This is a genomic window from Stenotrophomonas panacihumi, assembly GCF_001431645.1.
Lineage (GTDB): Bacteria > Pseudomonadota > Gammaproteobacteria > Xanthomonadales > Xanthomonadaceae > Stenotrophomonas_A > Stenotrophomonas_A panacihumi.
Map to the genome: position 1 here is coordinate 105442 of NZ_LLXU01000074.1, position 22737 is coordinate 128178.

At 68.5% G+C, this 22737-nt stretch carries 26 protein-coding genes and 1 pseudogene; 7 read left to right on the top strand and 20 right to left on the bottom strand.

What is annotated here, in order from left to right; genetic code table 11:
• Positions 1-41: 41 nt before the first annotated feature.
• From ARC20_RS08550 to ARC20_RS08570, 5 genes are all read right to left on the bottom strand, one after another.
• Positions 42-569 (bottom strand): F0F1 ATP synthase subunit delta, encoded by a 528-nt coding sequence (locus ARC20_RS08550; protein WP_057646360.1) that lies wholly within the window; start codon positions 567-569, stop codon positions 42-44.
• 3 nt (positions 570-572) lie between these two features.
• Positions 573-1043 (bottom strand): F0F1 ATP synthase subunit B, encoded by a 471-nt coding sequence (locus ARC20_RS08555; protein WP_057646361.1) that lies wholly within the window; start codon positions 1041-1043, stop codon positions 573-575.
• A 121-nt stretch (positions 1044-1164) separates the two neighbouring features.
• Positions 1165-1470 (bottom strand): F0F1 ATP synthase subunit C, encoded by a 306-nt coding sequence (gene atpE / locus ARC20_RS08560; RefSeq protein WP_057646362.1) that lies wholly within the window; start codon positions 1468-1470, stop codon positions 1165-1167.
• A gap of 63 nt (positions 1471-1533) precedes the next feature.
• Positions 1534-2328 (bottom strand): F0F1 ATP synthase subunit A, encoded by a 795-nt coding sequence (atpB, locus tag ARC20_RS08565; protein ID WP_057646363.1) that lies wholly within the window; start codon positions 2326-2328, stop codon positions 1534-1536.
• A 29-nt stretch (positions 2329-2357) separates the two neighbouring features.
• Positions 2358-2726, bottom strand: a complete 369-nt coding sequence (locus ARC20_RS08570) for an ATP synthase subunit I (RefSeq protein ID WP_181360131.1) — start codon at positions 2724-2726, stop codon at positions 2358-2360.
• Positions 2727-3134: 408 nt separating this feature from the next.
• Between ARC20_RS08570 and ARC20_RS08575 the strand changes: the two genes are divergently transcribed.
• Positions 3135-3950, top strand: coding sequence for an outer membrane beta-barrel protein (locus ARC20_RS08575; RefSeq protein ID WP_057646365.1), 816 nt, complete (start codon positions 3135-3137; stop codon positions 3948-3950).
• 121 nt (positions 3951-4071) lie between these two features.
• Here ARC20_RS08575 and lpdA read toward each other — a convergent pair whose 3' ends face one another.
• The 4 genes and pseudogenes from lpdA to ARC20_RS08595 all read right to left on the bottom strand — a co-directional run bounded on the left by lpdA (position 4072) and on the right by ARC20_RS08595 (position 8643).
• The gene (gene lpdA, locus ARC20_RS08580) at positions 4072-5889 is read right to left on the bottom strand and encodes a dihydrolipoyl dehydrogenase (RefSeq protein WP_057646366.1); all 1818 of its coding nucleotides are present in this window, start codon (positions 5887-5889) and stop codon (positions 4072-4074) included.
• 20 nt (positions 5890-5909) lie between these two features.
• Positions 5910-6563 carry a hypothetical protein gene (locus ARC20_RS08585; protein WP_057646367.1) on the bottom strand — a complete coding sequence of 218 codons (654 nt, stop codon included), beginning with the start codon at positions 6561-6563 and terminating at the stop codon, positions 5910-5912.
• A pseudogene (aceF, locus tag ARC20_RS08590) lies at positions 6560-8014 on the bottom strand (dihydrolipoyllysine-residue acetyltransferase); the annotation flags it as partial. The gene ARC20_RS08585 and the pseudogene aceF, both read right to left, overlap by 4 nt.
• 98 nt (positions 8015-8112) lie before the next feature.
• Positions 8113-8643: a DNA-deoxyinosine glycosylase gene (locus tag ARC20_RS08595; RefSeq protein WP_057646368.1), complete on the bottom strand. Its 531-nt coding sequence runs from the start codon at positions 8641-8643 to the stop codon at positions 8113-8115.
• Between the two features lie 185 nt (positions 8644-8828).
• Here ARC20_RS08595 and ARC20_RS08600 point away from each other — a divergent pair, with 185 nt between their 5' ends.
• Positions 8829-9470 (top strand): OmpW/AlkL family protein, encoded by a 642-nt coding sequence (locus tag ARC20_RS08600; protein WP_057646369.1) that lies wholly within the window; start codon positions 8829-8831, stop codon positions 9468-9470.
• A 77-nt stretch (positions 9471-9547) separates the two neighbouring features.
• Here the strand turns inward: ARC20_RS08600 and ARC20_RS08605 are convergent, their stop codons facing one another.
• The 4 genes from ARC20_RS08605 to ARC20_RS08620 form a co-directional block, all read right to left on the bottom strand.
• Positions 9548-10351 carry a MetQ/NlpA family ABC transporter substrate-binding protein gene (locus tag ARC20_RS08605; protein ID WP_057646370.1) on the bottom strand — a complete coding sequence of 268 codons (804 nt, stop codon included), beginning with the start codon at positions 10349-10351 and terminating at the stop codon, positions 9548-9550.
• Between the two features lie 101 nt (positions 10352-10452).
• Entirely contained in the window at positions 10453-11151 is a 699-nt protein-coding gene (locus ARC20_RS08610; protein ID WP_057646371.1) for a methionine ABC transporter permease, read from the bottom strand.
• Positions 11148-12155 carry a methionine ABC transporter ATP-binding protein gene (locus ARC20_RS08615; RefSeq protein WP_057646372.1) on the bottom strand — a complete coding sequence of 336 codons (1008 nt, stop codon included), beginning with the start codon at positions 12153-12155 and terminating at the stop codon, positions 11148-11150. The genes ARC20_RS08610 and ARC20_RS08615 overlap by 4 nt, the downstream gene beginning before the upstream one ends.
• A gap of 112 nt (positions 12156-12267) precedes the next feature.
• Positions 12268-13125, bottom strand: a complete 858-nt coding sequence (locus ARC20_RS08620) for a DMT family transporter (protein WP_237642543.1) — start codon at positions 13123-13125, stop codon at positions 12268-12270.
• Between ARC20_RS08620 and ARC20_RS18770 the strand changes: the two genes are divergently transcribed.
• The 4 genes from ARC20_RS18770 to ARC20_RS08635 all read left to right on the top strand — a co-directional run bounded on the left by ARC20_RS18770 (position 13082) and on the right by ARC20_RS08635 (position 15160).
• Positions 13082-13219: a hypothetical protein gene (locus ARC20_RS18770; protein WP_237642544.1), complete on the top strand. Its 138-nt coding sequence runs from the start codon at positions 13082-13084 to the stop codon at positions 13217-13219. The two genes, ARC20_RS08620 and ARC20_RS18770, sit on opposite strands and share 44 nt — an antisense overlap.
• Positions 13220-13252: 33 nt before the next feature.
• A complete protein-coding gene (locus ARC20_RS08625) occupies positions 13253-13735 on the top strand; it encodes a YajQ family cyclic di-GMP-binding protein (protein ID WP_057646374.1) in 483 nt (160 codons plus the stop codon).
• On the top strand, positions 13728-14291 hold the full coding sequence (locus ARC20_RS08630; protein ID WP_237642539.1) for a DUF1415 domain-containing protein: 564 nt from the start codon (positions 13728-13730) through the stop codon (positions 14289-14291). The genes ARC20_RS08625 and ARC20_RS08630 overlap by 8 nt, the downstream gene beginning before the upstream one ends.
• A 62-nt stretch (positions 14292-14353) precedes the next feature.
• The gene (locus tag ARC20_RS08635) at positions 14354-15160 is read left to right on the top strand and encodes an SDR family oxidoreductase (RefSeq protein ID WP_081418099.1); all 807 of its coding nucleotides are present in this window, start codon (positions 14354-14356) and stop codon (positions 15158-15160) included.
• A gap of 5 nt (positions 15161-15165) precedes the next feature.
• Here ARC20_RS08635 and ARC20_RS08640 read toward each other — a convergent pair whose 3' ends face one another.
• The 4 genes from ARC20_RS08640 to ARC20_RS08655 all read right to left on the bottom strand — a co-directional run bounded on the left by ARC20_RS08640 (position 15166) and on the right by ARC20_RS08655 (position 18484).
• Positions 15166-15864 carry an NYN domain-containing protein gene (locus ARC20_RS08640; RefSeq protein WP_081418100.1) on the bottom strand — a complete coding sequence of 233 codons (699 nt, stop codon included), beginning with the start codon at positions 15862-15864 and terminating at the stop codon, positions 15166-15168.
• A 180-nt stretch (positions 15865-16044) separates the two neighbouring features.
• On the bottom strand, positions 16045-16779 hold the full coding sequence (locus ARC20_RS08645; protein ID WP_081418101.1) for an HAD family hydrolase: 735 nt from the start codon (positions 16777-16779) through the stop codon (positions 16045-16047).
• Entirely contained in the window at positions 16725-17432 is a 708-nt protein-coding gene (locus tag ARC20_RS08650) for a pseudouridine synthase (RefSeq protein WP_057646377.1), read from the bottom strand. The genes ARC20_RS08645 and ARC20_RS08650 overlap by 55 nt, the downstream gene beginning before the upstream one ends.
• Entirely contained in the window at positions 17429-18484 is a 1056-nt protein-coding gene (locus ARC20_RS08655) for a class I SAM-dependent methyltransferase (protein WP_057646378.1), read from the bottom strand. The genes ARC20_RS08650 and ARC20_RS08655 overlap by 4 nt, the downstream gene beginning before the upstream one ends.
• 143 nt (positions 18485-18627) lie before the next feature.
• On the opposite strand from ARC20_RS08655, the gene ARC20_RS08660 reads away from it, so the two are divergent.
• Complete coding sequence (locus ARC20_RS08660) at positions 18628-18891, top strand: hypothetical protein (protein WP_057646379.1); 264 nt, start codon at positions 18628-18630, stop codon at positions 18889-18891.
• A gap of 19 nt (positions 18892-18910) precedes the next feature.
• On the opposite strand, the gene ARC20_RS08665 is transcribed toward ARC20_RS08660, so the two are convergent.
• The 3 genes from ARC20_RS08665 to ARC20_RS08675 form a co-directional block, all read right to left on the bottom strand.
• Positions 18911-20269: a PQQ-dependent sugar dehydrogenase gene (locus ARC20_RS08665; protein ID WP_237642540.1), complete on the bottom strand. Its 1359-nt coding sequence runs from the start codon at positions 20267-20269 to the stop codon at positions 18911-18913.
• A gap of 124 nt (positions 20270-20393) precedes the next feature.
• Complete coding sequence (locus tag ARC20_RS08670; protein WP_057646381.1) at positions 20394-20687, bottom strand: DUF3247 family protein; 294 nt, start codon at positions 20685-20687, stop codon at positions 20394-20396.
• A gap of 68 nt (positions 20688-20755) precedes the next feature.
• On the bottom strand, positions 20756-22729 hold the full coding sequence (locus tag ARC20_RS08675) for a hybrid sensor histidine kinase/response regulator (RefSeq protein ID WP_425478472.1): 1974 nt from the start codon (positions 22727-22729) through the stop codon (positions 20756-20758).
• Between the last annotated feature and the right edge of the window lie 8 nt (positions 22730-22737).

Consider the following 22737-nt stretch of genomic DNA (forward strand, 5'->3'; position numbering starts at 1 on the left):
AGTCCTAGGTGCCGGCCGCAAGGCCGCGCGTTTATGAGAATTCAGTGTGCGAGCGAGTTCTGCAGGCGCTCGAGCTTGCCCTTGACCGAGCCGTCGATCACGACGTCGCCGGCGTCGATCACCGCGCCGCCGATCAGCGAGGCATCGACCGCGGTGGTGACTTCCACCTCGCGGCCGAAGCGCTTCTTCAGCGCCGTGACGATCTTGTCCAGCTCGGCCGGCGCCAGTTCCGCGGCGCTGGTGACGGTGGCCTTGACCACACGCTCGGCATCGGCGCGCAGCTGGTCATACAGGCCGGAGATCTCGGGCAGCAGGGTCAAACGCTGCGACTGCGCCAGCAGCGCAAGGAAGCGCTGGAATTCCTCGCTGGCGCCTTCGGGGGCGAGCAGGCCCACGGCATCGCCCTGGCCCAGCTCCGGGTTCAGCAGCAGTCCGGCCACGCGCGGGTCGCCGGCGACCTGCGCCGAGAACGACAGCGCATCGCCCCACTGCGGGAAGCGGCCTTCGTCGCGCGCGATCGCGAAAGCGGCGCGGGCGTACGGACGGGCAAGGGTGAGGGCCTGGCTCATGAATCAGATCTCCGAAGCGAGTTCGTCCAGCAGCGCCTTGTGCGCGTTGGCGTCGATCTCGCGCTTGAGCAGCTTTTCCGCGCCGCTCACGGCCAGCGCCGACACCTGCTTGCGCAGGTCTTCGCGGGCACGCGTGGCAGCCGCGTCGATCTCGGCCTGGGCCAGGTCCTTCTGACGGTTCGCCTCGGCGATGGCCTCGCTCTTGGCGGCGTCGACGATCTGGTTGGCGCGCGCGTGGGCCTGGTCGATGATCTCGTTGGCCTTGGTGCGGGCTTCCTTCAGCGCCTCGTTGACCTTTTCCTGCGCCTGCGCCAGGTCTTTCTGGCTGCGATCAGCCGCGGCAAGGCCTTCGGCGATCTTCTGCTGGCGCTCTTCGATCGCCTTCATCAGCGGCGGCCAGATCTTGGTCGCGACGATCCAGATCAGACCGGCAAACGCCAGCGCCTGGGCAATGAGAGTAAAGCCGATATCCATGGGGTTCGCTCAATCGATGTTGACGGGGTGGCCGCACCGCCCCGAAGGGCGGCGCGTCCTAACCTTCATCCGCAGCCGGAACCCGCCTGGCGGGCTCCGGCCGCATCCCGCTATCGCTGGATCAGCCCGCGACGGCCTTGGCGGCCGCTTCGGCCAGCGCGGCGGACAGCGGGTTGGCGAAGGCCAGCAGCAGGCCGACGGCGACGCTGATGATGAACGCGGCGTCGATCAGGCCGGCGGTGATGAACATGCGGACCTGCAGGACCGGGATCAGTTCCGGCTGGCGGGCGGCCGACTCCAGGAACTTGCCGGCCATGATGGCCAGGCCCAGACCGGCGCCCAGCGCGGCGAGGCCGATCATGATGCCGACGGCAAGGGCGGTGGAGCTCTGGATCTGGGCGAAGTTGGTCAGGACGGCGAGGAACATGGTTGTCTCCAGGAACGTTTTGCTAAGGGTGATGAAACGGATGAAGGGTGAAACGGTGAAAGCTTAGTGGCTGTCTTCCGACAGGCTCAGGTACACGATCGACAGCATCATGAAAATGAACGCCTGCAGCGGAATCACCAGCAGGTGGAACAGCATCCAGCCCAGGCCGAACGCGCCACCGGCGATGGCGCCGAACAGGCCCGCGCCGCCCAGCACCCAGATCAGCAGGAAGACGATCTCGCCGCCGAACATGTTGCCGAACAGTCGCATCGCCAGCGAAATCGGCTTGCTCAGCCATTCGACGATGTTGAGGATCAGGTTGAACGGCAGCATCCACTTGCCGAACGGCGCCGTCAGGAATTCCTTGGTGAAACCGCCCAGGCCCTTGGACTTCAGCGCGAAGAACAGCATCAGGAAGAACACGCTGATCGACATGCCCAGGGTGGCATTGACGTCGGCGGTGGGCACCGGCTTCCAGAAGTGGATGCCGGCCCAGCCGAGCGGGATGGCGATGAAGTCGGCCGGGATCATCTTGATGAGGTTCATCAACAGGATCCAGAAGAAGATGGTGATCGCGATGGGCGTCACCAGCTTGCTGTGGCCGTGGTAGGTGTCCTTGGCCTGGCGGTCGACGAACTCCAGGCAGATCTCCACGAACGCCTGCCACTTGCCCGGCACGCCGGAGGTGGCGTTGCGGGTGCCGAGCCAGAAGGCGACGACCATGACCAGGCCCATCAGCACCGCGGTCACGATGGTGTCGACGTGGATCGCCCAGAAACCGCCTTCCTGGATATGGAAGGTGAGGTTATGCAGGTGATGCTGGATATAGGAGGTAGGGGTTTCTGCCTCGCCCGCCATGTGTCCGGAACCTTGATTTATGAATTCGGTCAGCGCTTGGCCAGAGCCAGCACCTGGAAGATGAGGCCGATGGCGATACCCGCCAGCAACCCCAGGGGCGGCAGCCGCCACAGGCCGAAGCCCAGGACCAGCGCCGCAATGACGAGCACCCACTTGAACACCATCGCCAGGATCAGCCGGGCCATCGCCGCGCCTGCGGCCTGGACCCCGCCACCCAGCGCGGTACGCGCTGCCAACCACCCGCCCGCCACAGTCGCCAGGCCGGTCAGCAGGACCGCCAGCGCCTGTTTCAGGCCCGACAGCAGGTAGAAACCTGCTGCTGCCACTACTACCGCCAGCAGGGGATACAGCGCTGCGCGCAGCATCAGCCGCCGACCCGAGTCAACGGAGTTCAGCACACGTATCCCTTAACGGTTTGGAGGAGGTTGGGCGCGGATGCGCCTCGTCGAGCCGCCAAATTATAGCAATTGGGCGAATCGCGAGACAACCGGGACAAGTCACCCTCCTGCCGCACCGCAGCATGTTTTTGCCCGGGAACTTCCACCCGCGGGCGGGGTCAGATCTCCCGAGGCCTGCGTTTCAACCTCGTCGACAGCTCCTAAGTCAGGCCCCAGAAGCCCCGGGCAACCGGGGCTTCACCTTTCCCGGGGGGGCAATCCCGCCCGGAAGGCGCGCCGGCCCCACCCGCGCCTTCCATACGCCAGCGTTTCACACACGCTGGACAACCTGTTCACCGATGTTCGACCGGCGGTTGCCGATAGTCGCCGCACTTGGCGTTGTTGCCGCGAACATCGGAGTTCCCCCGCATGAAGTACCTGGTTCCTTCCTCCCTCGCTTTCGCCCTGGCCGCCGCCTTCGCGATGCCCGCCCACGCCGCGGACACCGACGACCGCTTCGAGCTGCGCCTGGGCATGATGAACATCGATAACAACAACACCATCCGCGGCAGCACCGACGTGATGGGCAACGACATCTCCTTCGCGCAGGACTTCGACTTTGGTGGCAAGGAATGGGAGCCGCGCGTGGACGGCACGTTCCGCATCAGCCAGCGCCAGCGCCTGATCTTCGACTACTTCAAGTACGACAAGGATCGCCGCGAGGAGTTGGGTGACACCTACAGCTACGAAGGCGTCACCGTGCCCGCCGGCAGCTTCATCAAGGGCGAACTGAAGTACCAGGTCGCCAGCCTGGTGTACGACTACTCGGTGGTGGACACCGAGCACTTCAGCATGGGCCTGGAACTGGGTGCGGAGTGGGCCAAGGTCGAAGCGACCGGCTACGCCGACCTGGGCCCCGATCTCTACCAGGGCACCTTCGCCGACGAGAGCGAGGACGGCGTGGCGCCGGTGGTCGGCGTGCGCTTCACCGCGCGTCCGAGCGAGCACTGGCTGTTCAACGTGCAGGGCCAGTACCTCAACACCAACTGGGGCAGCTTCGACGATTACGACGGCGACCTCACCCGTGCCAACGCCATCGTCGAATACCGCTTCACCCGCAACTTCGGCATCTTCGCCGGCTACGACTGGTTCAAGCTCGACGTGGACAAGAGTGGCAGCGATGGCCTGATCGGCCTGAAGCAGGAGTTCAAGGGCCCGGTGGCGGGCGTGACCCTGGCGTTCTGATTGCCAGGAGGCGTCGAGCCGCGCGCCCGATGCCTGCCATCCAATGCGATGGCCACTGCACAAACAAGAACGCCCCCGGTATCCGGGGGCGTTCCGCGTTCTGCATCCGAAGCAGCTTTGCTTACTTCTTCTTCGGGATATACAGGTCGGTGATGGTGCCGTCGTAGATCTCCGCGCTCATGCCGACCGATTCGCTCAACGTCGGATGCGCGTGGATGGTGCGGCCGATGTCCTCGGCTTCCGCGCCCATCTCGATGGCCAGGCCGATTTCCGCCAGCAGGTCACCCGCATGCACGCCGACGATGGCGCCACCGATCACGCGATGGGTTTCCTCGTCGAAGATCAGCTTGGTGAAGCCTTCGGTGCGGCCGATGCCGATCGCGCGACCCGAGGCCGCCCACGGGAACTTCGCCACGCCGACCTTCAGGCCCTTGGCCTTGGCTTCGGTCTCGGTCACGCCGACCCAGGCGATTTCCGGGTTGGTGTAGGCCACCGACGGAATCACCCGTGCCACCCACTCCTTCTTCTCGCCGGCGGCCACTTCGGCGGCCAGCTTGCCTTCGTGCGTGGCCTTGTGGGCCAGCATCGGGTTACCGACGATGTCGCCGATGGCGAAGATGTGCGGCTGGTTGGTGCGCATCTGGCGGTCGACCGGAATGAAGCCGCGGTCGCTCACGGTAACGCCCGCCTGCTCGGCGCCGATCTTCTTGCCGTTCGGCGAACGGCCCACGGCCACCAGCACGCGATCATAGGTGCCCGATTCCAGCGCCGGCTTCTCGCCTTCGGCGGCGGCTTCGAAGCTGACGGTGATGCCGGCCTTGTCGGCCTTCACGCCGGCGGCCTTGGTCTTGAGGTGGACTTCGATGCCCTGCTTCTTCAGGCGGTCGGCCAGCGGCTTGACCAGGTCCTTGTCGGCGCCCGGCATCAGCTGGTCCATGAACTCGACCACGGTGACCTGGCTGCCCAGCGCGCCGTACACGGTCGCCATTTCCAGGCCGATGATGCCGCCGCCGACGACGAGCAGCTTCTTCGGCACGTCGGCCAGGTCCAGCGCGTCGGTGGAATCCATCACGCGCTTGTCGTCCCACGGGAAGTTCGGCAGCTTCACCGCCTGCGAACCGGCGGCGATGATGCATTGCTCGAAGCGCAGCAGCTGGGTCTTGCCATCGGCGCCGACGATCTCCAGCTCGTTCGGCGACACGAACGTGCCAGTGCCCTGCACCACGCGCACCTCGCGCTGCTTGCCCATCGCGGCCAGGCCGCCGGTGAGCTTGCCGACCACCTTTTCCTTGTAGCTGCGCAGCTTGTCCAGGGTGATCTTCGGCTTGCCGAACTCGATGCCCAGGTCTTCGCCGGCGTGGTGCGCCTCGTCGATGATGTTGGCCGCGTGCAGCAGCGCCTTGGACGGGATGCAGCCGACGTTGAGGCACACGCCGCCCAGCGCGCTGTAGCGCTCGACCAGCACGGTGTCCAGGCCGAGGTCGGCGGCGCGGAACGCGGCGGTGTAGCCGCCGGGGCCCGAGCCCAGCACGACGATGCGGCATTCGATGTCGGCCGGCTTGCCGGTGGACAGCGCCGGCTTCGGCGCGGCCGGCTCGGCCGGGGCGCGGTGCGACGGGGTCACCGGCGGCTTGCTGGCCGGGGCCTCGACCTTGGCCGGCTCCGGCTTGGCGGCGGTCGGCGCGGGCGCGGCGCCCTCGCCTTCGGCTTCGAGCAGCAACACGACGTCGCCCTGCGACAGCGTGTCGCCGAGCTTGACCTTCAGTTCCTTCACCACGCCGGCGGCGCTGGAAGGCACTTCCAGGGTGGCCTTGTCCGATTCCAGCGTCACCAGGCCCTGGTCCTTGGCGACCTTGTCGCCGACGGCGACGAGCACCTCGATGACCGGGACGTCGCTGTAGTCGCCGATGTCCGGGACCTTGATTTCGATGACAGCCATGAAACTTCTCCTGTGGGGGATCAGCCGGCAGTGCCGGCCAGCGCCTGCTGGAGTTCATCCAGCGACGATTCGATTTCGTTCCAGCGCTTCTCGCGCTTCTTTTCCTTGCCTTCGCTGGCCTCGATCAGCAGCGCGACCTGTTGCAACATCAGCTCGCCTGCGCCGCAGGTCGGGCGCGCGCCGCTGTAGCGCACGCCGTTGACCACGAACGACAGCACCTCGCCGTCCATCACCGGGGCATCGCGGCCCTGCGGCGACATCTGGCCGAGTGCGCTGCTCCAGCCACTGAGCAGGCGCTGCGCCAGCGCGGCCGGGATCGGGATCTCGAAGCTTTCCGGCACCTGTTCGGTGTTCAGCTGCACGCCGCTGCGCGCGCCGTTGGCGATCCAGCTGTAGACGCGCTCGTCGGCGCGGCTGTAACGCAGCGTCCACTCGCCACCGTCGGCAGCCGGGTACAGCGCCACGCCGGTTTCCACGCCGCGCGGCGGCAGGGTCACCAGCGACAGCGCCGGCACCTTGTCGCCATCGAACAGCTTCTCCACCGCGCCGCCGTAGTTGCCCACGGCCGGCGGCCAGCCACGGCCGAGGTTGACGCTGCAGCTGCCCCAGGCCAGCGCGGACACCGGGGCGGCCGCGGCCAGCGCCGCGACCGCGATCAGCAGGCCTGCCCTCACAGCAGCACGCGACGCATGTCGGCGAGCACCTGGCCCAGGTAGGTGGTGAAGCGCGCGGCCAGCGCGCCGTCGATGACGCGGTGGTCGTAGCTCAGCGACAGCGGCAGCATCAGCTTGGGCTGGAACTGCTTGCCGTCCCACACCGGCTGGATCGAGGACTTCGACACGCCGAGGATGGCCACTTCCGGCGCGTTGACGATCGGGGTGAACGCGGTGCCACCGATGCCGCCCAGCGAGCTGATCGAGAAGCAGCCGCCGCTCATGTCGGCCGGGCCCAGCTTGCCGTCGCGCGCCTTCTTGGCCAGCTCGCCGGTTTCCTGCGCGATCTCGACCACGCCCTTCTTGTCCACGTCGCGGATCACCGGCACGACCAGGCCGTTCGGCGTGTCGGCGGCAAAACCGATGTTGAAGTACTTCTTCAACGTGAGGTTCTCGCCGCTGGCGTCCAGCGAGGCGTTGAATTCGGGGAACTTCTTCAGCGCCGCGGCGCTGGCCTTGATCAGGAAGGCGAGCATGGTCAGCTTGATGCCGGCCTTCTCGTTTTCCTTGTTGAGGGCCACGCGCAGGGCTTCCAGGTCGGTGATGTCGGCCTGCTCGAACTGGGTGACGTGCGGGATCATCGCCCAGTTGCGCGCCAGGTTGGCGCCGGAGATCTTCTTGATGCGCGACAGCGGCTGGGTTTCGGTCTCGCCGAACTTGCTGAAGTCCACCTTCGGCCACGGCAGCAGGTTCAGGCCGCCACCGCCGGCCACGGCGCCGCCCGCGGCGGGCACGCCACCGCTGAGCGCGGCCTTGACGTAACGCTGCACGTCCTCGCGGGTGATGCGGCCACCCTTCTCGGTGCCCTTGAGCTGCAGCAGGTCCACGCCGAGTTCGCGCGCGAACACGCGCACGGCCGGGCTGGCATAGGCCACCTTGGACGGCAGCACGCTGTCGGCGTCGAAGGTCACCGGCGGCACGTTGCGCGCGCCGGCCGACGGCTGCGCGGCGGGCGCGGCGTCTTCCTGGGCGATCTCGCGCTGCGCCAGCTTGTCCGGCTGCGGCGACGGGGCGACCGGCTCCACCTTCGTGCCGGTCTCGGCGGCGGCGACCTGCTTGGGCGCTTCGGCCTTGGCGGGCGCGGCGGCGGCCGGCTTGGCCTCGCCACCCTCGGCGACCTCGATCAGCGCGACCAGCCCGCCTTCGGACATCGTGTCGCCGACCTTGACCTTGATTTCCTTGACCACGCCGGACACCGACGACGGCACTTCCATCGTGGCCTTGTCCGATTCCAGCGTCACCAGGCCCTGGTCCTTCTTGACCGTGTCGCCCACGGCGACCAGCACCTCGATCACCGGGATATCGCTGTAGTCACCGATATCGGGGACAAGTGCTTCCTTGATTTCGGCCATTACAGTACTCCGGGCAACAGGTGGGGAAACGCCTATTGTGGCTGGCTGGGGCCCACGCGCCAACCGTTACCGGCGAAATAGTGGCCACGGCGGCGGGACGAAGCGTTCGCCCCGGCACGATACGCAGGCGCATAGTCCAGCCCCCGATGGCGTGGGCTTCATGGCCCTGGGGACAGCGCGCCCCGCAGCGGACGCCAGGCCTCGGCGAGCCGTTCAAGGCCGAACGCCGCGTTGGCCGGGCTGGTCGATGGCAGCGCCAGCACCGGCAGTTCCCGCAACTCGGCCGGCAGGCGCGGGGCGATCCAGCGCAGCCAGAGCCGATGGGCTTCGGCCCCATTGCAGGCGACGGCGCGCAGGTCCGCCAGCGTGGCGATGCGCCCGGGCAAGTCATTGGGCATGACGCTGGTGCGGTCAATCGACGCATCCAGGCTGCCGGGGCGCACGCATTCGCCGATCACGTCCCACAGGCCGACGCCGCGCGCCTGCAGCTGGGCCAGGCGCGCGGGGTACTGCGCCGTGGCGTCGATCCCCAGCAGCTGCGACATCAACGGCCAGAAGCGGTTGCGCGGATGCGCGTAGTAGCGCGCTGCCTGCAGCGACGCCACGCCCGGCATCGAACCGAGCACCAACACGCGGCAATCGCCCGCGATCTGCGCAGGCAGGCCCTGGATACGCGCCGGTTCGCTCACGCGCGTTTCATCTGCATGAAAGCCCCGCGCGACGCATCGCCAATGCGCACGGGCGATGGACGGAAAGTTCCTGAACGCATGGGGCGGTGCGCGTTCGCGAGCATGTTTCGATTCATCCGCATTTTCTTAGGTTGGCGGCGTCCGCGATTCGCGGACCCAAGAATAAAAGAAAGAGGAGTCACCTCATGCGCAACATTTCCATCCTGGGCCTGGCCGCCGTTTCCGCTCTCGCCTTCGCGCCGTCCGCGTTCGCGCAGGACAGCACCACCGCCGACACCGCCTCGGGCAAGCATTGGGCAGTCACCGGTGGCGTCACCCTGCTGCAGCCGAAGGACGACGCGGCCGCCGGCATCCGCAAGATCGACGGCGGCCCGGCGCCGACCATCAGTGCCAGCTACTACATCAACGACAACTTCGCCGTTGAACTGTGGGGCGCGGCCGACAAGTTCAACCACCGCGTGCGCGGCGACGCCGGCAAGATCGGCACCGTCGAGCAGCAGCCGGTGGCGCTGAGCGCCCAGTACCACTTCGGCCAGGCGGACAACACCTTCCGCCCGTTCGTCGGCGTGGGCTACTACGAGTCGAACTTCAGCAACGAGAAGATCGACGGCGCCTCGGCCAGCGGCCAGCACGTCTCGCTCGACACCGCCAAGGGCGCCATCGGCACCGTGGGCGTGGACATGAACATCAACTCGACCTGGTTCGCCCGTGCCGACGCGCGCTACATGCATTCGCGCCCGGAACTCAACGTGGGCGGCGCCGGTACCGGCGAAGACCTGAAGGTCGACCCGTGGACCGTGGGCATCGGCCTGGGCGCGCGCTTCTAAGACCCGCGTCCGACGCTGCAAAAAGGAAAGGGCCCTTGCGGGCCCTTTCTGCTGTCTGGCGGCCAGCGCGCGACGGCTCAGAACGCCGGCAGCACCGCGCCGTGGTACTTCTGCTCGATGAAGGCCTTCACTTCCGGGCTGGTAAGCGCCTTGGCCAACTTCTGCACGCGCGGGTCGTCCTTGTTGTCGGGGCGGCCGACCAGGAAGTTCACGTACGGCGAATCCTTGCTCTCGATCACCAGTGCGTCCTGGGTCGGGTTCAGGCCCGCGTCCAGCGCGTAGTTGGTGTTGATCATCGCCAGGTCCACCTGCTCCAGCACGCGCGGCAGCATCGCCGAGTCCAGCTCGCGGAACTTCAGCTGCTTCGGGTTCTCGACGATGTCGCGCTGCGTGGACAGCGCGTTGCTCGGGTCCTTGAGCTTGATGACCCCGGCCTTGTCCAGCAGGATCAGCGCGCGGCTGTTGTTGCTGGGGTCGTTCGGGATCGCCACTTCGGCGCCCTGCGGCAGGTCGGCCAGCGACTTGAAGCGGTGCGAGTACGCGCCGAACGGTTCGATGTGCACGCCGACGATGGTGACCAGCTGGCTGCCGCGGTCGCGGTTGTAGGCATCCAGGTAGGGCTCGGTCTGGAAGTAGTTGACGTCGATCTGCTTCTGCGCGACCTGGTCGTTGGGCTGCACGTAGTCGTTGAACACGCGCACTTCCAGCTGCAGGCCTTCCTTCTCCAGGATCGGCTTGACCACTTCCAGGATCTCGGCATGCGGCACGGCGGTGGCGGCCACAGTCAGGTGCTCGCTGCCGGCCTGGCCTCCGGAACGGCCGCAGGCGGCCAGCGCGAAGGTCGCGGCGATCAGGGCGGAGCGGAACAGGGTCTTCTTCATGGTGGATCCGGGTTCGGGGAGGAGCGGCCGGCGGCCGCCATGGAACGTAACAGGTTCGCCGCACCGGCGGCATGGCCGGGCGGCATCCGGCCGCGGCGCGCTCAGCGCCGCGAGTAGCGGGCAACCAGGCGGTCGCCGAGCATCTGCAGCAGCTGCACCAGCACCAGCAGCGCGATCACCGTGACCAGCGCGACATCGGCATGCGAGCGCAGGTAGCCCTCGCGGTAGGCCACGTCGCCCAGGCCGCCGGAACCGATCGCGCCGCCCATCGCGGTGAAGCCGATCAGCGCGATGGTGGTCACCGTGGCGCCGGCGATCAGCCCGGGCAGCGCTTCGGGCAGCAGGACCTTGGACACCAGCTGCCAGGTGGTGGCCCCCATGGCCTGGCTGGCCTCGACCACGCCACGGTCCACCTCGCGCAGGGCGGTTTCCACCAGGCGCGCGTAGAACGGCGCCGCGCCCACCACCAGCGGCAGGATCGCCCCGCGCACGCCCAGCGAGGTGCCCATGACGAACAGGGTGAGCGGGATCATCGCGATCATCAGGATGATGAAAGGAACCGAGCGCAGCAGATTCACCACGAACGCCAGTACGCCGTGCAGCACCGGCCGGCGGCGCAGTTGCGCCGAGCCGCTCAGGAACAGCAGCACGCCCAGCGGCAGGCCGATCAGCAAGGTGAGCGGCAGCGCGCCGCCGAGCATCAGCAGGGTGTCCAGCGTGGCCTGGCCGATGTCGGCCCACTTGCGGGCGTCGAGGTTGCGGAAGAAGCCGTCCGCGGCGGCGATGAGCACGGGGTTCACGGGCGCAGGTCCTCCACGGTGACGCCGGCGGCGGTGAACGCGGCGCGCGCCGCGGCCTGGTCGCCGCCCACCAGCGCGACGGTGAGCTGGCCGTAAGGCGTGTCCTTGATGCGGTCGATGCGCCCGCTGAGGATGTTGTAGTCCACGCCGGTCTCGCGCGCGATGCGGCCCAGCAGCGGCTGGTAGGTATCCCCGCCGAGGAAGGTCAGGCGCACGATGCGGCCCTGCACGGCGGCGAAGTCGCGATGCAGCTCGCCCTCGTCCACGTGCTCGGCTTCGGCGACGAAGCGGCGCGTGGTGGGGTGTTGCGGATGCAGGAACACCTGGGTGACCGGGCCGCTTTCGACCAGCTGGCCGTTATCGAGCACGGCCACGCGGTCGCAGACGCGGCGGATCACTTCCATCTCGTGGGTGATCAGCACGATGGTCAGGCCGAGCTCGCGGTTGATCTCGGCCAGCAGCTGCAGCACCGCGCCGGTGGTCTGCGGGTCGAGCGCGCTGGTGGCCTCGTCGCACAGCAGGATGCGCGGCTGGGTGGCCAGCGCGCGGGCGATGCCCACGCGCTGCTTCTGCCCGCCGGACAGCTGCGCCGGATACTTGCCTGCATGCGCTTCCAGGCCCACGCGCGCCAGCAGCGCCTGCACGCGGCTGGCGATCTCGGCCTTCGGCAGGCCGGCCAGCTCCAGCGGGAAGGCCACGTTGCCGGCCACCGTGCGCGAGGACAGCAGGTTGAAGTGCTGGAAGATCATGCCGATGCGCCGGCGCAGCGCGCGCAGGCCTTCGCGGTCCAGCGCGGTCACGTCCTCGCCGTCGATCAGCAGCCGCCCGCCGGTGGGCTCCTCGAGCCGGTTGATCAGCCGGATCAGGGTCGACTTGCCGGCGCCGGAGTGGCCGATGATGCCGAATACCTCGCCGGCACCGATGCTCAGGTCGAGCGGTTGCAGCGCGGCGACCGGGCGGCCGCCGACTTCATAGGACTTGTGCAGGCGCTGGAATTCGATCACCGCGCGGACATCGGACGTGGGGGGCGTGCAGCCTACCAGCGGCGGGCCGGCCGCGCCCGCGCTTTGCCCGGCCTACTTATTCCCTTTTGTTCTAAGTGCCGGGCTCCGGCCGTCAGGGGTGATCGATCTGGCGGGCATGCTCGACCTGCCGCACCCGCTCGCGCCGCAGCAGGTACAGGCCGCTGGCGACGATGATCGCAGCGCCCGTCCAGGTCCAGCCATCGGGCAGGGTTCGCCAGAGCAGCCAATCCCAGCCGATCACCCAGACCAGCCCGGTGTATTCGAGCGGGGCGATCATCGAGGCCTCGCCGCGCAGGAAGGCCTGGGTCAGGGCGATCTGGCCCAGCGCGCCGGCCAGGCCCATGCCGGCGATCAACCACCCGTGCTCGGCCCGCAGCGGCACCCAGCCGGGGATGGCCAGCAGCCCGGCGCCCAGCGCCATCAGCGCCAGGAACCACACCACCATCGACTGCGGGGTATCGGTGCGGGTCAGCAGGCTCACCGTGACCGCGGCGATGGCATAGGCCGTGGCCGCCAGCAGCACCATCAGGCCGGGGAAGGAGATCAAGCCATCCACGCCCGGGCGCAGCACCACGATCACCCCGACCAGCCCGATGCCGATCGCCGTCCAGCGGCGCGGGCCGACCCGCTCGCCGAGCAGCGGCACCGACAGCGCGGCCACCAGCAGCGGGGCGACGAAGTAGATCGTGTAGGCGGTGGAGAGCGGCAGGTCCTGCAGCGCGTAGACGAAGCAGCCGATCATCGCGATGCCGAGCACGCCGCGCAGCAGGTGCAGCGGCCAGCGCACCGGCAGGATCGACCGCGGCCCGGCGGTGAGCAGCACCCACACCAACACGAACGGCAGCGAGGCGGCGCCGCGCAGCAGCGTGACCTGCAACACCGGGTAATGGGCCGAAAGCAGCTTCATGCCCGCATCCATGCCGGAGAAGCACACCACGGCCGCAAGCATCCAGGCCACCGCGGCCAAGGGAGAACGGGAAGTCGACATGGCGGCATTATCGCCGCAGCCGGCCCGCCACGACGCCTCCGGCGTGATCGACTAAAATCACCGCCCGCAAGCCCCACAGGAGCCCGCCATGCCTTCCTTCGACGTCGTGTCGGAAGTCGACAAGCACGAACTCACCAACGCGGTCGACCAGGCCAACCGCGAACTGTCCACCCGTTTCGATTTCAAGGGCGTGGATGCCAAGTTCGAGCTCGACGACAAGATCATCAACCAGTCCGCCCCGAGCGATTTCCAGCTCAAGCAGATGACCGACATCCTGCGCGCGCGCCTGATCGCCCGCCAGATCGACGCGCGCTGCCTGGAATTCGGCGACGTGGAAACCAACCTGGCCGGCGCGCGGCAGAAGATCACGGTCAAGCAGGGCATCGAGCAGAAGCTGGCCAAGCAGATCGCCGCGAAGATCAAGGAAGCCAAGATCAAGGTCGAGACCCAGATCAACGGCGACAAGCTGCGCGTCACCGGCAAGAAGCGCGACGACCTGCAGGAAGTGATCGCGCTGCTGCGCAAGAGCGAGTTCGAGCTGCCGCTGCAGTACGACAACTTCCGTGACTGACCTGCCCGCCCTCGACGCCGGCGCGCCGGACTATCTCGGCGACACGCGGCGCTGGATCGAACGCGCGGTGATCGGGCTGAACCTGTGCCCGTTCGCCAAGGCGGTGTATGTCAAGCAGCAGGTGCGCCTGGTGCTCAGCGACGCCAGCACGCCCGAAGCGCTGCTGGAGGAACTGGCCGAGGAACTGCTGCGCCTGCGCGACACGCCCGCCGAGGAGATCGACACGACGCTCATCGTGCACCCGTTCGTGCTCGAGGATTTCCTCGACTACAACGACTTCCTCGACAACGCCGACGCCGCGCTCGACGCGCTGGACCTGCAAGGCCTCCTGCAGGTGGCCAGCTTCCACCCGCAGTACCAGTTCGCCGGCACCGCGCCGGATGACGTGGGCAACTTCACCAACCGCTCGCCGTGGCCGACGCTGCACCTGCTGCGCGAGGACAGCGTGGAGCGCGCGGTGGCGGCGTTCCCGGATCCGGACGTGATCGTCGAGCGCAACCTGGAAACGCTGGAGAAGCTGGGCGTCGAGGGCTGGCGGAAGCTGCTGCGCGACTGAGCGTGCACGCGCGTTGCACGCCGGCGCGCGATGATGGCGTTCCTCCACATGCAGGCACCGCCTTGACCCTGGCCCCTCCCCTCACCCCCTGGCCCGAGCAGCCGCTGGCCGGCCGCGTCATCCTCGTCACCGGGGGTGCGCAGGGGATTGGACGCGGCATCGCGCAGGCCGTGCTCGGTGCGGGTGGCACGGTAGCGATCGGTGATCTCGACATCGAGGCCGGGCGCGCGTGCCTGGCCGAATGGGCCTTGCCGGCCCGCTCGCTGTTCAAGCGGCTGGACGTGGCCAATGAGCGCAGCGTGGCGGCCTTCGTCGCCGCGGCGTTGAAGCGCTTCGGCCGGATCGACGGCCTGGTCAACAACGCGGGCATCGCCGATCCGCATGTCGCGCCGCTGCCCGCGCTTGATTGGGCGCAATGGCAACGCCGGCTCTCGAGCCTGCACGGGGCGTTCCTGTGCAGCAAGCATGCGCTGCCAGACCTGGCGCAATCGGAAGGCGGTGGCGCGATCGTCAACATCGCCTCGACCCGCGCATGGCAGTCCGAACCCCACAGCGAGGCCTACGCCGCGGCGAAAGGCGGACTGGTGGCCTTCACCCACGCCTTGGCGATGAGCGAAGGGCCGCGGATACGCGTGAACAGCATCAGCCCGGGCTGGATCGCGACCGATGCATGGCGCGCGCCGTCACGTCGCCGCCAGCCGAAGCTGTCGCGGCAGGATCACGCGCAGCATCCGGCGGGCCGCGTGGGCGTGCCGGGCGATATCGCGCAACTGGCGGTCTATCTATTGGCGCCTGCCTTGTCGGGATTCATCACGGCCCAGGACTTCATTGTCGATGGCGGCATGACGCGGAAGATGCAGTACGCCTGAAACGGTCACCAGTGGGCGGGCCGGGCAATGGCCCGCTTGCGCACTGGAACGCGTGGCGGCAACTGTGTCCGCGCCAGTTCTTCGTCCAGCAGGTGGCGCACCACCCAATCCGCGTGGAGCGCCAACGTCGCACTGGCCGCACGGGCGCGCTCGCGCGCCAAGGCAGGCGGACGCGGGGCCACCACGCCCAGCCTAATGCCGGGGAAATCCTCGCGTATCGCAGCCAAGGCTGGCGCAACATCGCTGTCGTTGGTGCACACGACGAGCTGCTGGAAGTTTCCCGAAGCCGCATCCCGGTACATTGCCAACGCGAGATTGACGTCGGTCTGCTTCTCTTCGATCTTCCAGACGCGGACGCGCCGGCGACGGTCGCAGGATGCGCCGGCGATGTATTCGGGAAGCCATGTGCCACCGCGATCCATGCTGTGGTGGCCGAATGTCATGAGCAGGCGCTGCGGGTGCAGTGCCCGCAGCGCGCGATGGTAATCCTGCTGTGCCAGCACCGAGGCCTCGCCATGGGTAGCGAAGCGGCCGAGCGCGGGTGACGTGAAATAGCGAACCAGCTGCAGCTCCGCGTCCGCATCCTGCCGACGCAACAGGCCTTCGAACAGCGACACCACGTCCAGCCACTTGAAGCGCGTGCCGCGCAGGCGTCCGTAGTAGAGGTTGTATCCGTCGATATGGACCGCTGTCTTCCTGACCATTCCCACCTGATCCTTCGGGCATGAAAAAACCGCCTTGCGGCGGTTTTTTCTTCCCAAGCCGGTGAGTCAATGATGACGCGACAAGGGGGGAGTCGTGGAGCCAATTTAGCCTTGGTGTAGCGCGTCGTCAACTCGGCTTTTGAATGATATTCCTGTCGGAAATCTCGCCACTGTCGCAGGCTACGCCCCCGCCTCCAACCGCAGCTCCAGCAGCTTCTGCGCATCGGACAACGAGTTGACGATGCGATGCCCCATCGCGCGCACTTCCTCGTCCGGCGCCAGCAGGTCGGGCACCTGGATCGGCGTCATGCCTGCCGCCAGCGCGGCACGCACGCCGGTCGGCGAATCCTCCAGCACCAGGCATTGCGCCGGCGCCACGCGCAGGCGTTCGGCGGCGAGCAGGTAGATATCCGGCGCCGGCTTGGGATGCACGACATCGCTGCTGGTGCACACGGTATCGAAGCGACGCAGCAGGTCGGCCGCGGCCAGCTTGCGCAGCGCCAGCGGGCGACGCGTGGAAGTGGCCACCGCGCGCGGGATGCGGCGCGCGACCAGCAGGTCGAGCAGCGCCAGGATGCCCGGCCGCAACGGCACGCCGGCTTCCACGACCTCGTCGTACAGCACATGGCAACGATCCAGCAGCACCTGCCCGGCGTCGTCACCGATCCGCTCGGCGAGCATGGCGCGGCAGGCGGCATCGCCCTTGCCGACCATGCGCAGCCAGAACGCCGGCTCGATCGCGTGGCCCTGCTCGTTGGCCGCCTTGGACAGGCAGCGGGTGATGGCGCGCTCGCTGTCGAGCATCAGGCCATCCATGTCGAAGATCACCGCCTGCGGCAGGAACGGCAACGCAGGTACGTTCACGCCTGGCCTCCGAACAGCTGCGCCAGGTCGGCCGCGTCGAGTACGCGCCATTGCCCTTCCGGCAGGTCGCCCAGGCCCAGCCCGCCGACACGGCTTCGGTGCAGCGCGTCGACGTGGTTGCCCACCGCGGCGAACATCCGCCGCACCTGGTGGTAGCGGCCTTCATGCAATACCAGCCGTGCCGCGCGCGGCCCCAGCACGTCCATCTCCGCAGGCAGCAACGGCTTGTCCTCCGATTCGAGCATCAGCGTGCCACTGGCGAATTGCGCGGCCTCGTCGCCGCGCAGGTCCTGCGCCAGGGTCACTTCGTACGCCTTGTCCAGGCGCGACTTGGGCGAAACGATCCGGTGCAGCAGCGCACCGTCGTCGGTCATCAGCAGCAGGCCGCTGGTATCGCGGTCGAGCCGGCCCACCGGCGAAAGCAACGGCGAGCGCAGGCGGAAGCGCGGTGGCAGCAGGTCGTAGATCAAGCGGCCGCTGTCCTTGGTCGAACAGGTGTAGCCGGCGGGCTTGTGCAGCAATACCGTCAGCCCGGCGGGCGGGTCGAGCGGCTCGCCATCCACGCGGATGTCCTCGTGCGCGACCTGGTCGTCGGCATAGAGCACTTCGCCGGCGGCATCGGTGATGCGGCCCTCGCGGAACATCCAGGTCACGTCCTTGCGGCTGCCGTAGCCCAGGTTGGCCAGGTGCTTGACCAGCTTCATGCGCGGCCTGCCTTGCGGGCCACGATGGCCTTGAAGCCATCGCGCTCGGCGGCCACGCGCACTTCGCCGAAGCGGTCGTTGAGGATCTGCTCGTAAGGCAGGTGCCGGTTGGCGACCACGAACAGGCGCCCGCCCGGGCGCAGCGATTGCGCGGCCACCGCGATGAAGCGCTGGCCGATGTCCGGGCGGTCTTCGCGCGCCGGCGTGTGGAACGGCGGGTTGCTGACGATGAAGTCGTAGCTGCGCGGCAGGCCGGCGGTGACGTCATGCCAGTGGTAGCCCAGCGCCACTTGGCCGGCCAGCGGCGCGAGATTGCGCTCGGCCAGCGCCAGTGCGCGGCCTTCGGCCTCGAACAGGTCCAGGCCGGTCACGCGCGGGCAGCGCGCGAGCACTTCAGCCGAGAGGAAGCCGAAGCCCGCGCCGAGATCCGCGCCGTGGCCCGCCAGGTCGGCGGGCAGTTGTTCGGCCAGCAATACCGAGGCCGGATCGGCCCGATCCCAGGCGAACACGCCCGGGCGGCTGGTGAAGCGCCCGCCGAGCACCGGGCGCGGTGCATCCAGCTTCGCCCAGCGCTGCGCCAGGGCGTCGTCGTGGCCACCGTGCTGCGGGGCGGTCCAGTACACCCGGCAGTGGTGCTTGGTGAGGTTGCCGCCCAGCCCGGCCAGCTGCTTGAGGTCGGCTTCGCCGGAGCGGGCGCCCTCGTTGTTCGACTGGCAGGCCACGACGATGCCGCCGGGCGCCAGGTGCGCCAGCGCCTGCGCGAGCAGCGCGCGCGCTTCGTCGCGCTGGCGCGGCGGCAGGACGAGCACCAGCGCGTAGCGCGGGTCGCCTTGCGGAATGTCGGCATGCACCGTGCATCCGGCACGCTCCAGCGCCTGGGCGAACGGGCGGAAGCTCTGCACGCAGTCCAGCTGGGCCACCTGCCCCTGCTCGCGCAGCGGCCAGCCCTCGCGGGCGCGCAGGAACAGCACGGGGCCGGGCGGCCAGCGCAGCAGGCCTTGGGCGAAGGGCAGGAACAGGGTGTGCAGCGGAGCGTCGGCGGCGGCGGACATCGGGTCGGACGGTGTGCGGGGACGGGCATTCTACGCCCCTGTGTGGTGCCGTCCGGCCGGGCGCGGCGTCCACGCGGCATTGATGTGATGCGAACAATCACCTGCGTAGGGTGGGTTGCGACCCCACATGAAGGAGCGAACGCATGCGTGCCCTGTTCATCGGCGGCGTGGTCGACAACAGCGAAATGGACCTGGACAACGCGCCTCCGCCGTTGCATTACCCCGAAAACACCGGGGCCGGGCGTCCGCGCTATCGCCTGCACCAGGTGGGCACCAAGGGCGATGGCACCGTGGCCTACGTGGTGTACGGCGCGCCGGAGCTGCCCGACGAGGAAGTGGACCGCATCGCCGAAGAGCGCGGCTACGCGCGGCGCTTCGAGGCCACGCCCACGCTGCCGGTGCGCTGAAGCGCACCGGCCTGCCGCCTCATGGGGAGGCGGGCGCGATCACCGGCGCGGCGACCTTGGCGGTCACGCGCCACACGGCATTGCCCACGTCGTCGGCCACCAAAAGGCCACCCTTGGCGTCGATCGCCACGCCCACGGGGCGCCCCTGCGCGTTGCCGTCCGAGTCGAGGAAGCCATCGAGCACGGTCACCGGCTTGCCCTGCGGCTTGCCATCGGCGAACGGCAGGTAGATCACCTTGTAGCCGCTTGGCGGATCGCGATTCCATGAGCCGTGCTGGCCGATGAAGGCGCCACCGCGGTAACGCGAGGGCAAGGTCTCGCTGGTGCCGAAGGCCAGGCCGAGCGAGGCGGTATGCGCGCCGAGCGCGTAATCGGGCTTGATGGCCGAAGCCACCTTCGCCGGATCCTGCGGGCTGACGCGTTCGTCCACGTGCTGGCCGTAGTAGCTGTACGGCCAGCCGTAGAAGGCGCCTTCCTTCACCTGGGTGAGGTAGTCGGGCACCAGGTCGCTGCCGAGTTCGTCGCGCTCGTTGACCACCACCCACAACGACTGCTTCGCTGGCTCCCACGCCATGCCCACCGGGTTGCGCAGGCCGCTGGCGTAGACGCGCGTGCTGCCGCTGGCCGGATCCACCTCGAGGATCGCCGCGCGGTTCAGTTCGGCATCCATCCCGTTCTCGGCGACGTTGCTGTTGGAGCCGACGCCGACATACAGCCGGCTGCCGTCGGCGTTGGCCACCAGCGACTTGGTCCAGTGGTGGTTGAGGCCACCCGGCAGGTTGGCGATGAACTTCGGCGCCGCGGTGATGTGGGTATCGCCGGCCTTGTACGGGAAGCTGACCAGCGCATCGGCGTTGGCGACATAGAAGCGATCACCCACCAGCGCCATGCCGAACGGCGAATACAGCCCGGTGAGGAACTGGGTGCGGATCTCCGCCACGCCGTCGCCGTCTGCATCGCGCAGCAGGGTGATGCGGTCGGCGCTGGGCGTGGCGGCGCCCGCCTTCTGCATCATCGAGGTCATCACCTTGTTGCGAATGCCGCCCTGCTCTTCCTTCGGCCGCGGCGGCGCATTGGCTTCGGCCACCAGCACGTCGCCGTTGGGCAGCACGTAGATCCAGCGCGGGTGGTCCAGGTCGCGGGCGAAGGCCACCACGCGCAGGTCGTCGGCGGGCACCGGCGTGGCATCGCCCGTCCAGCGCTTGACCGGGGCGACCTTCACCGTCGGGATGACGCGTTCGACCGGTTTGGGCAGCTGCGGGTCCGGCCCCATGCCGGCTTCCACCGGGTAGCGGGCGGTATCGCCACAGGAGGCCAGCGCCAGCAGCGCGAAGGTCGGCGTCGCCAGGCGCGCCAGCGGACGGGACAGGAAAAGCACGCGCGGTTGCATCGAAGGGGCACCCTCGGTCTGCGGTGTGGGGCCCCGGATGATGCCCCAGCGCGACCGGCAGGGGGTAAAGAGAACGTCAAACGCGCGGGTCGGCGGACGCCGCGCGGCGCCCTCAGGGCTGGATCGGCGGCAGCGGTCGCACTTCGCGGATGCTGTCCAGCCAGACCAGGTGCTGCTGCACCGGGCTGTCGAGGTCGTCCAGCCGCAGCAGGCCGTTGACGCCTTCGTTCTCGGATTCGTCGCGGAACGACTGCACCGTCGGCTGCACCGCCACGGTGCCCAGCAGGCGGCTGCCGTCGTCCAGGGTCAACTGCACGCGCGCCTCGCCCGGCAATTGCCGCACCCACGCTTCCAGCGCGGCGATCTGCGCCTGGTCGGTATAGACGTGTTTGGCGTACTTGGCCATGCGGGCAACTCCGGGTTGGAACGTCCCCACCCTAGGCCGCCCGCCGTGAAAGGCGGGGCAATGCAGGCTCAGACGCGGTGCTTGCGCGCCCCGCGCACCGCCGATACCAGCTGCGCCACGCTGTAGGGCTTGGCCAGGTGTTCCTGGAAGCCGGAGGCCAGCGCGCGGTTGCGGTCGTCGGCGCGGGCCAGCGCGGTCACCGCGATGGCCGGCATGGCGCCGGCATCCAGCCCCATGTTCTCGCGCAGCGTGCGGATCAGGCCGTAGCCATCCATGCCGGGCATGCCGATGTCGGTCAGCAGGGCGTCGAAACGTTCGTGGCCGCCGTCATCGAGCAGCGCGAGCGCGTCGGTGGCACTGCCGGCCATCACCACCTCGGCGCCCTGTTCCTCGAGCAGGCGGCGCAGGTACTCGAGCATGTCCGGCTGGTCTTCGACCGCCAGCAGGCGCAATCCCGCCAGCGCCTGCGCTTCCACCACCAGGTCGTGGCCGAGATGGCGGCGCAGTTCGCGGCGCGGGCGCTGCGACTGGGCCGGCCGCTCCGGCAGGCGCACGCGGAAGGTGGCGCCGCAGCCCCGGCCGGCGCTGCTCGCACTGACCTGGCCGCCGTGCATCTCCACCAGCTGCTGCACGATCGCCAGGCCCAGGCCGAGGCCGCCGTGCTTGCGCGTGGTGGTGCCGTCGGCCTGGCGGAAGCGGCCGAACAGGTGCGGCAGGAACTCCGGGGCGATGCCGTCGCCGGAGTCCTGGATGGCAACCACGAAGTGGTTGTCCTCGCGGCTCACCTTCACGTCGATGCTGCCATGCGCCGGCGTGAACTTGATCGCGTTGGACAGCAGGTTCCAGAACACCTGTTGCAGGCGCGTGCCGTCGCCCAGCACCAGGCAGGGGGTTTCCGGCACGGACAGCGTCACCGTCTGGTCCTTGCCCTCGGCCACCAGGTCCTGCGCGCCGATCGACTCGCGCAGCACTTCGGCCAGGTCCAGCGTCTCCACTTCCAGCTGCACCTTGCCCAGCAGCATGCTGCTGAGGTCGAGCATGTCGGAGATCAGCCGCTTCTGCGCGCGCGCGCTGCTGGCGATCACCGACAGGCCCTTGAAGTTCTGGTCGCCCTCGCCCACGCGCTGCAGCAGCAGCTCGCTCCAGCCCAGGATGGTGGTCAGCGGCGTGCGCAGCTCATGCGACAGCGTGGCCAGGAATTCGTCCTTCAGGCGCGCCATGCTTTCGGCCTCGCCGCGCGCGATGCGCTCCGATTCCAGCAGCTGTTCGCGCGCCAGCTCGATCTCGCGGCGCTCGGTGACGTCCGGGCTGCTGCCGGCCAGGCCGATGAAACGCCCGTCGGCGGAATAGCGCGGCGTGGCGCTCATCTCCATCCAGCGCCAGCGCCCGTCGTGTCGGCGCGCGCGCACCAGCGCGCGCATGCCGCGCTGCTGCGCCAAGGCCTCGGCCAGCTCGAACTGGAACACCGGCAGGTCTTCCGGGTGCAGCAGCTCGCTCCACGCCGAGACCACGCCGCTGGAAATATCCAGGCCGAAATAATCGCCATAGGCGCTGTTGACGAAGCGCATCACGCCGGAGACATCGAGCACCCATACCGGCATCGGCAGGCCGTCGGCCAGCGCGCTGAAGCGGGCCTCGCTCTCGGCCAGCTCGCGCTCGATGCGCTTGCGCTCGGTGATGTCGATGAACAGGATCGCCACCTGGTGCGCGGCCGCCTCGCCGATGCGGAACGCATCGACCGAGTACCAGCGCCCCAGCGCGCGCGCCTGCAGTTCGAAACGCATGCGGCGGCCGGTGCGGGCGATTTCGCCGTAGCGCTGGTACCACTCTTCCTCGTGCTGCGGGCGCAGCTCGCGCATCGACCTGCCCACCGCGTCCTGCAGGCCGGTGAAGCGCTCGAAGGCCGCATTGACCTCCAGGAAGACATAGTCGACCGGTTGCCCGTCCTCGAAGACGACCTTGACCAGGCTGAAGCCCGCGTCGACGTTCTCGAAGATTTCGCGATGCACGCCGTCATCCAGCGGCGAATCGGTGCCGGACACGGAAGTTT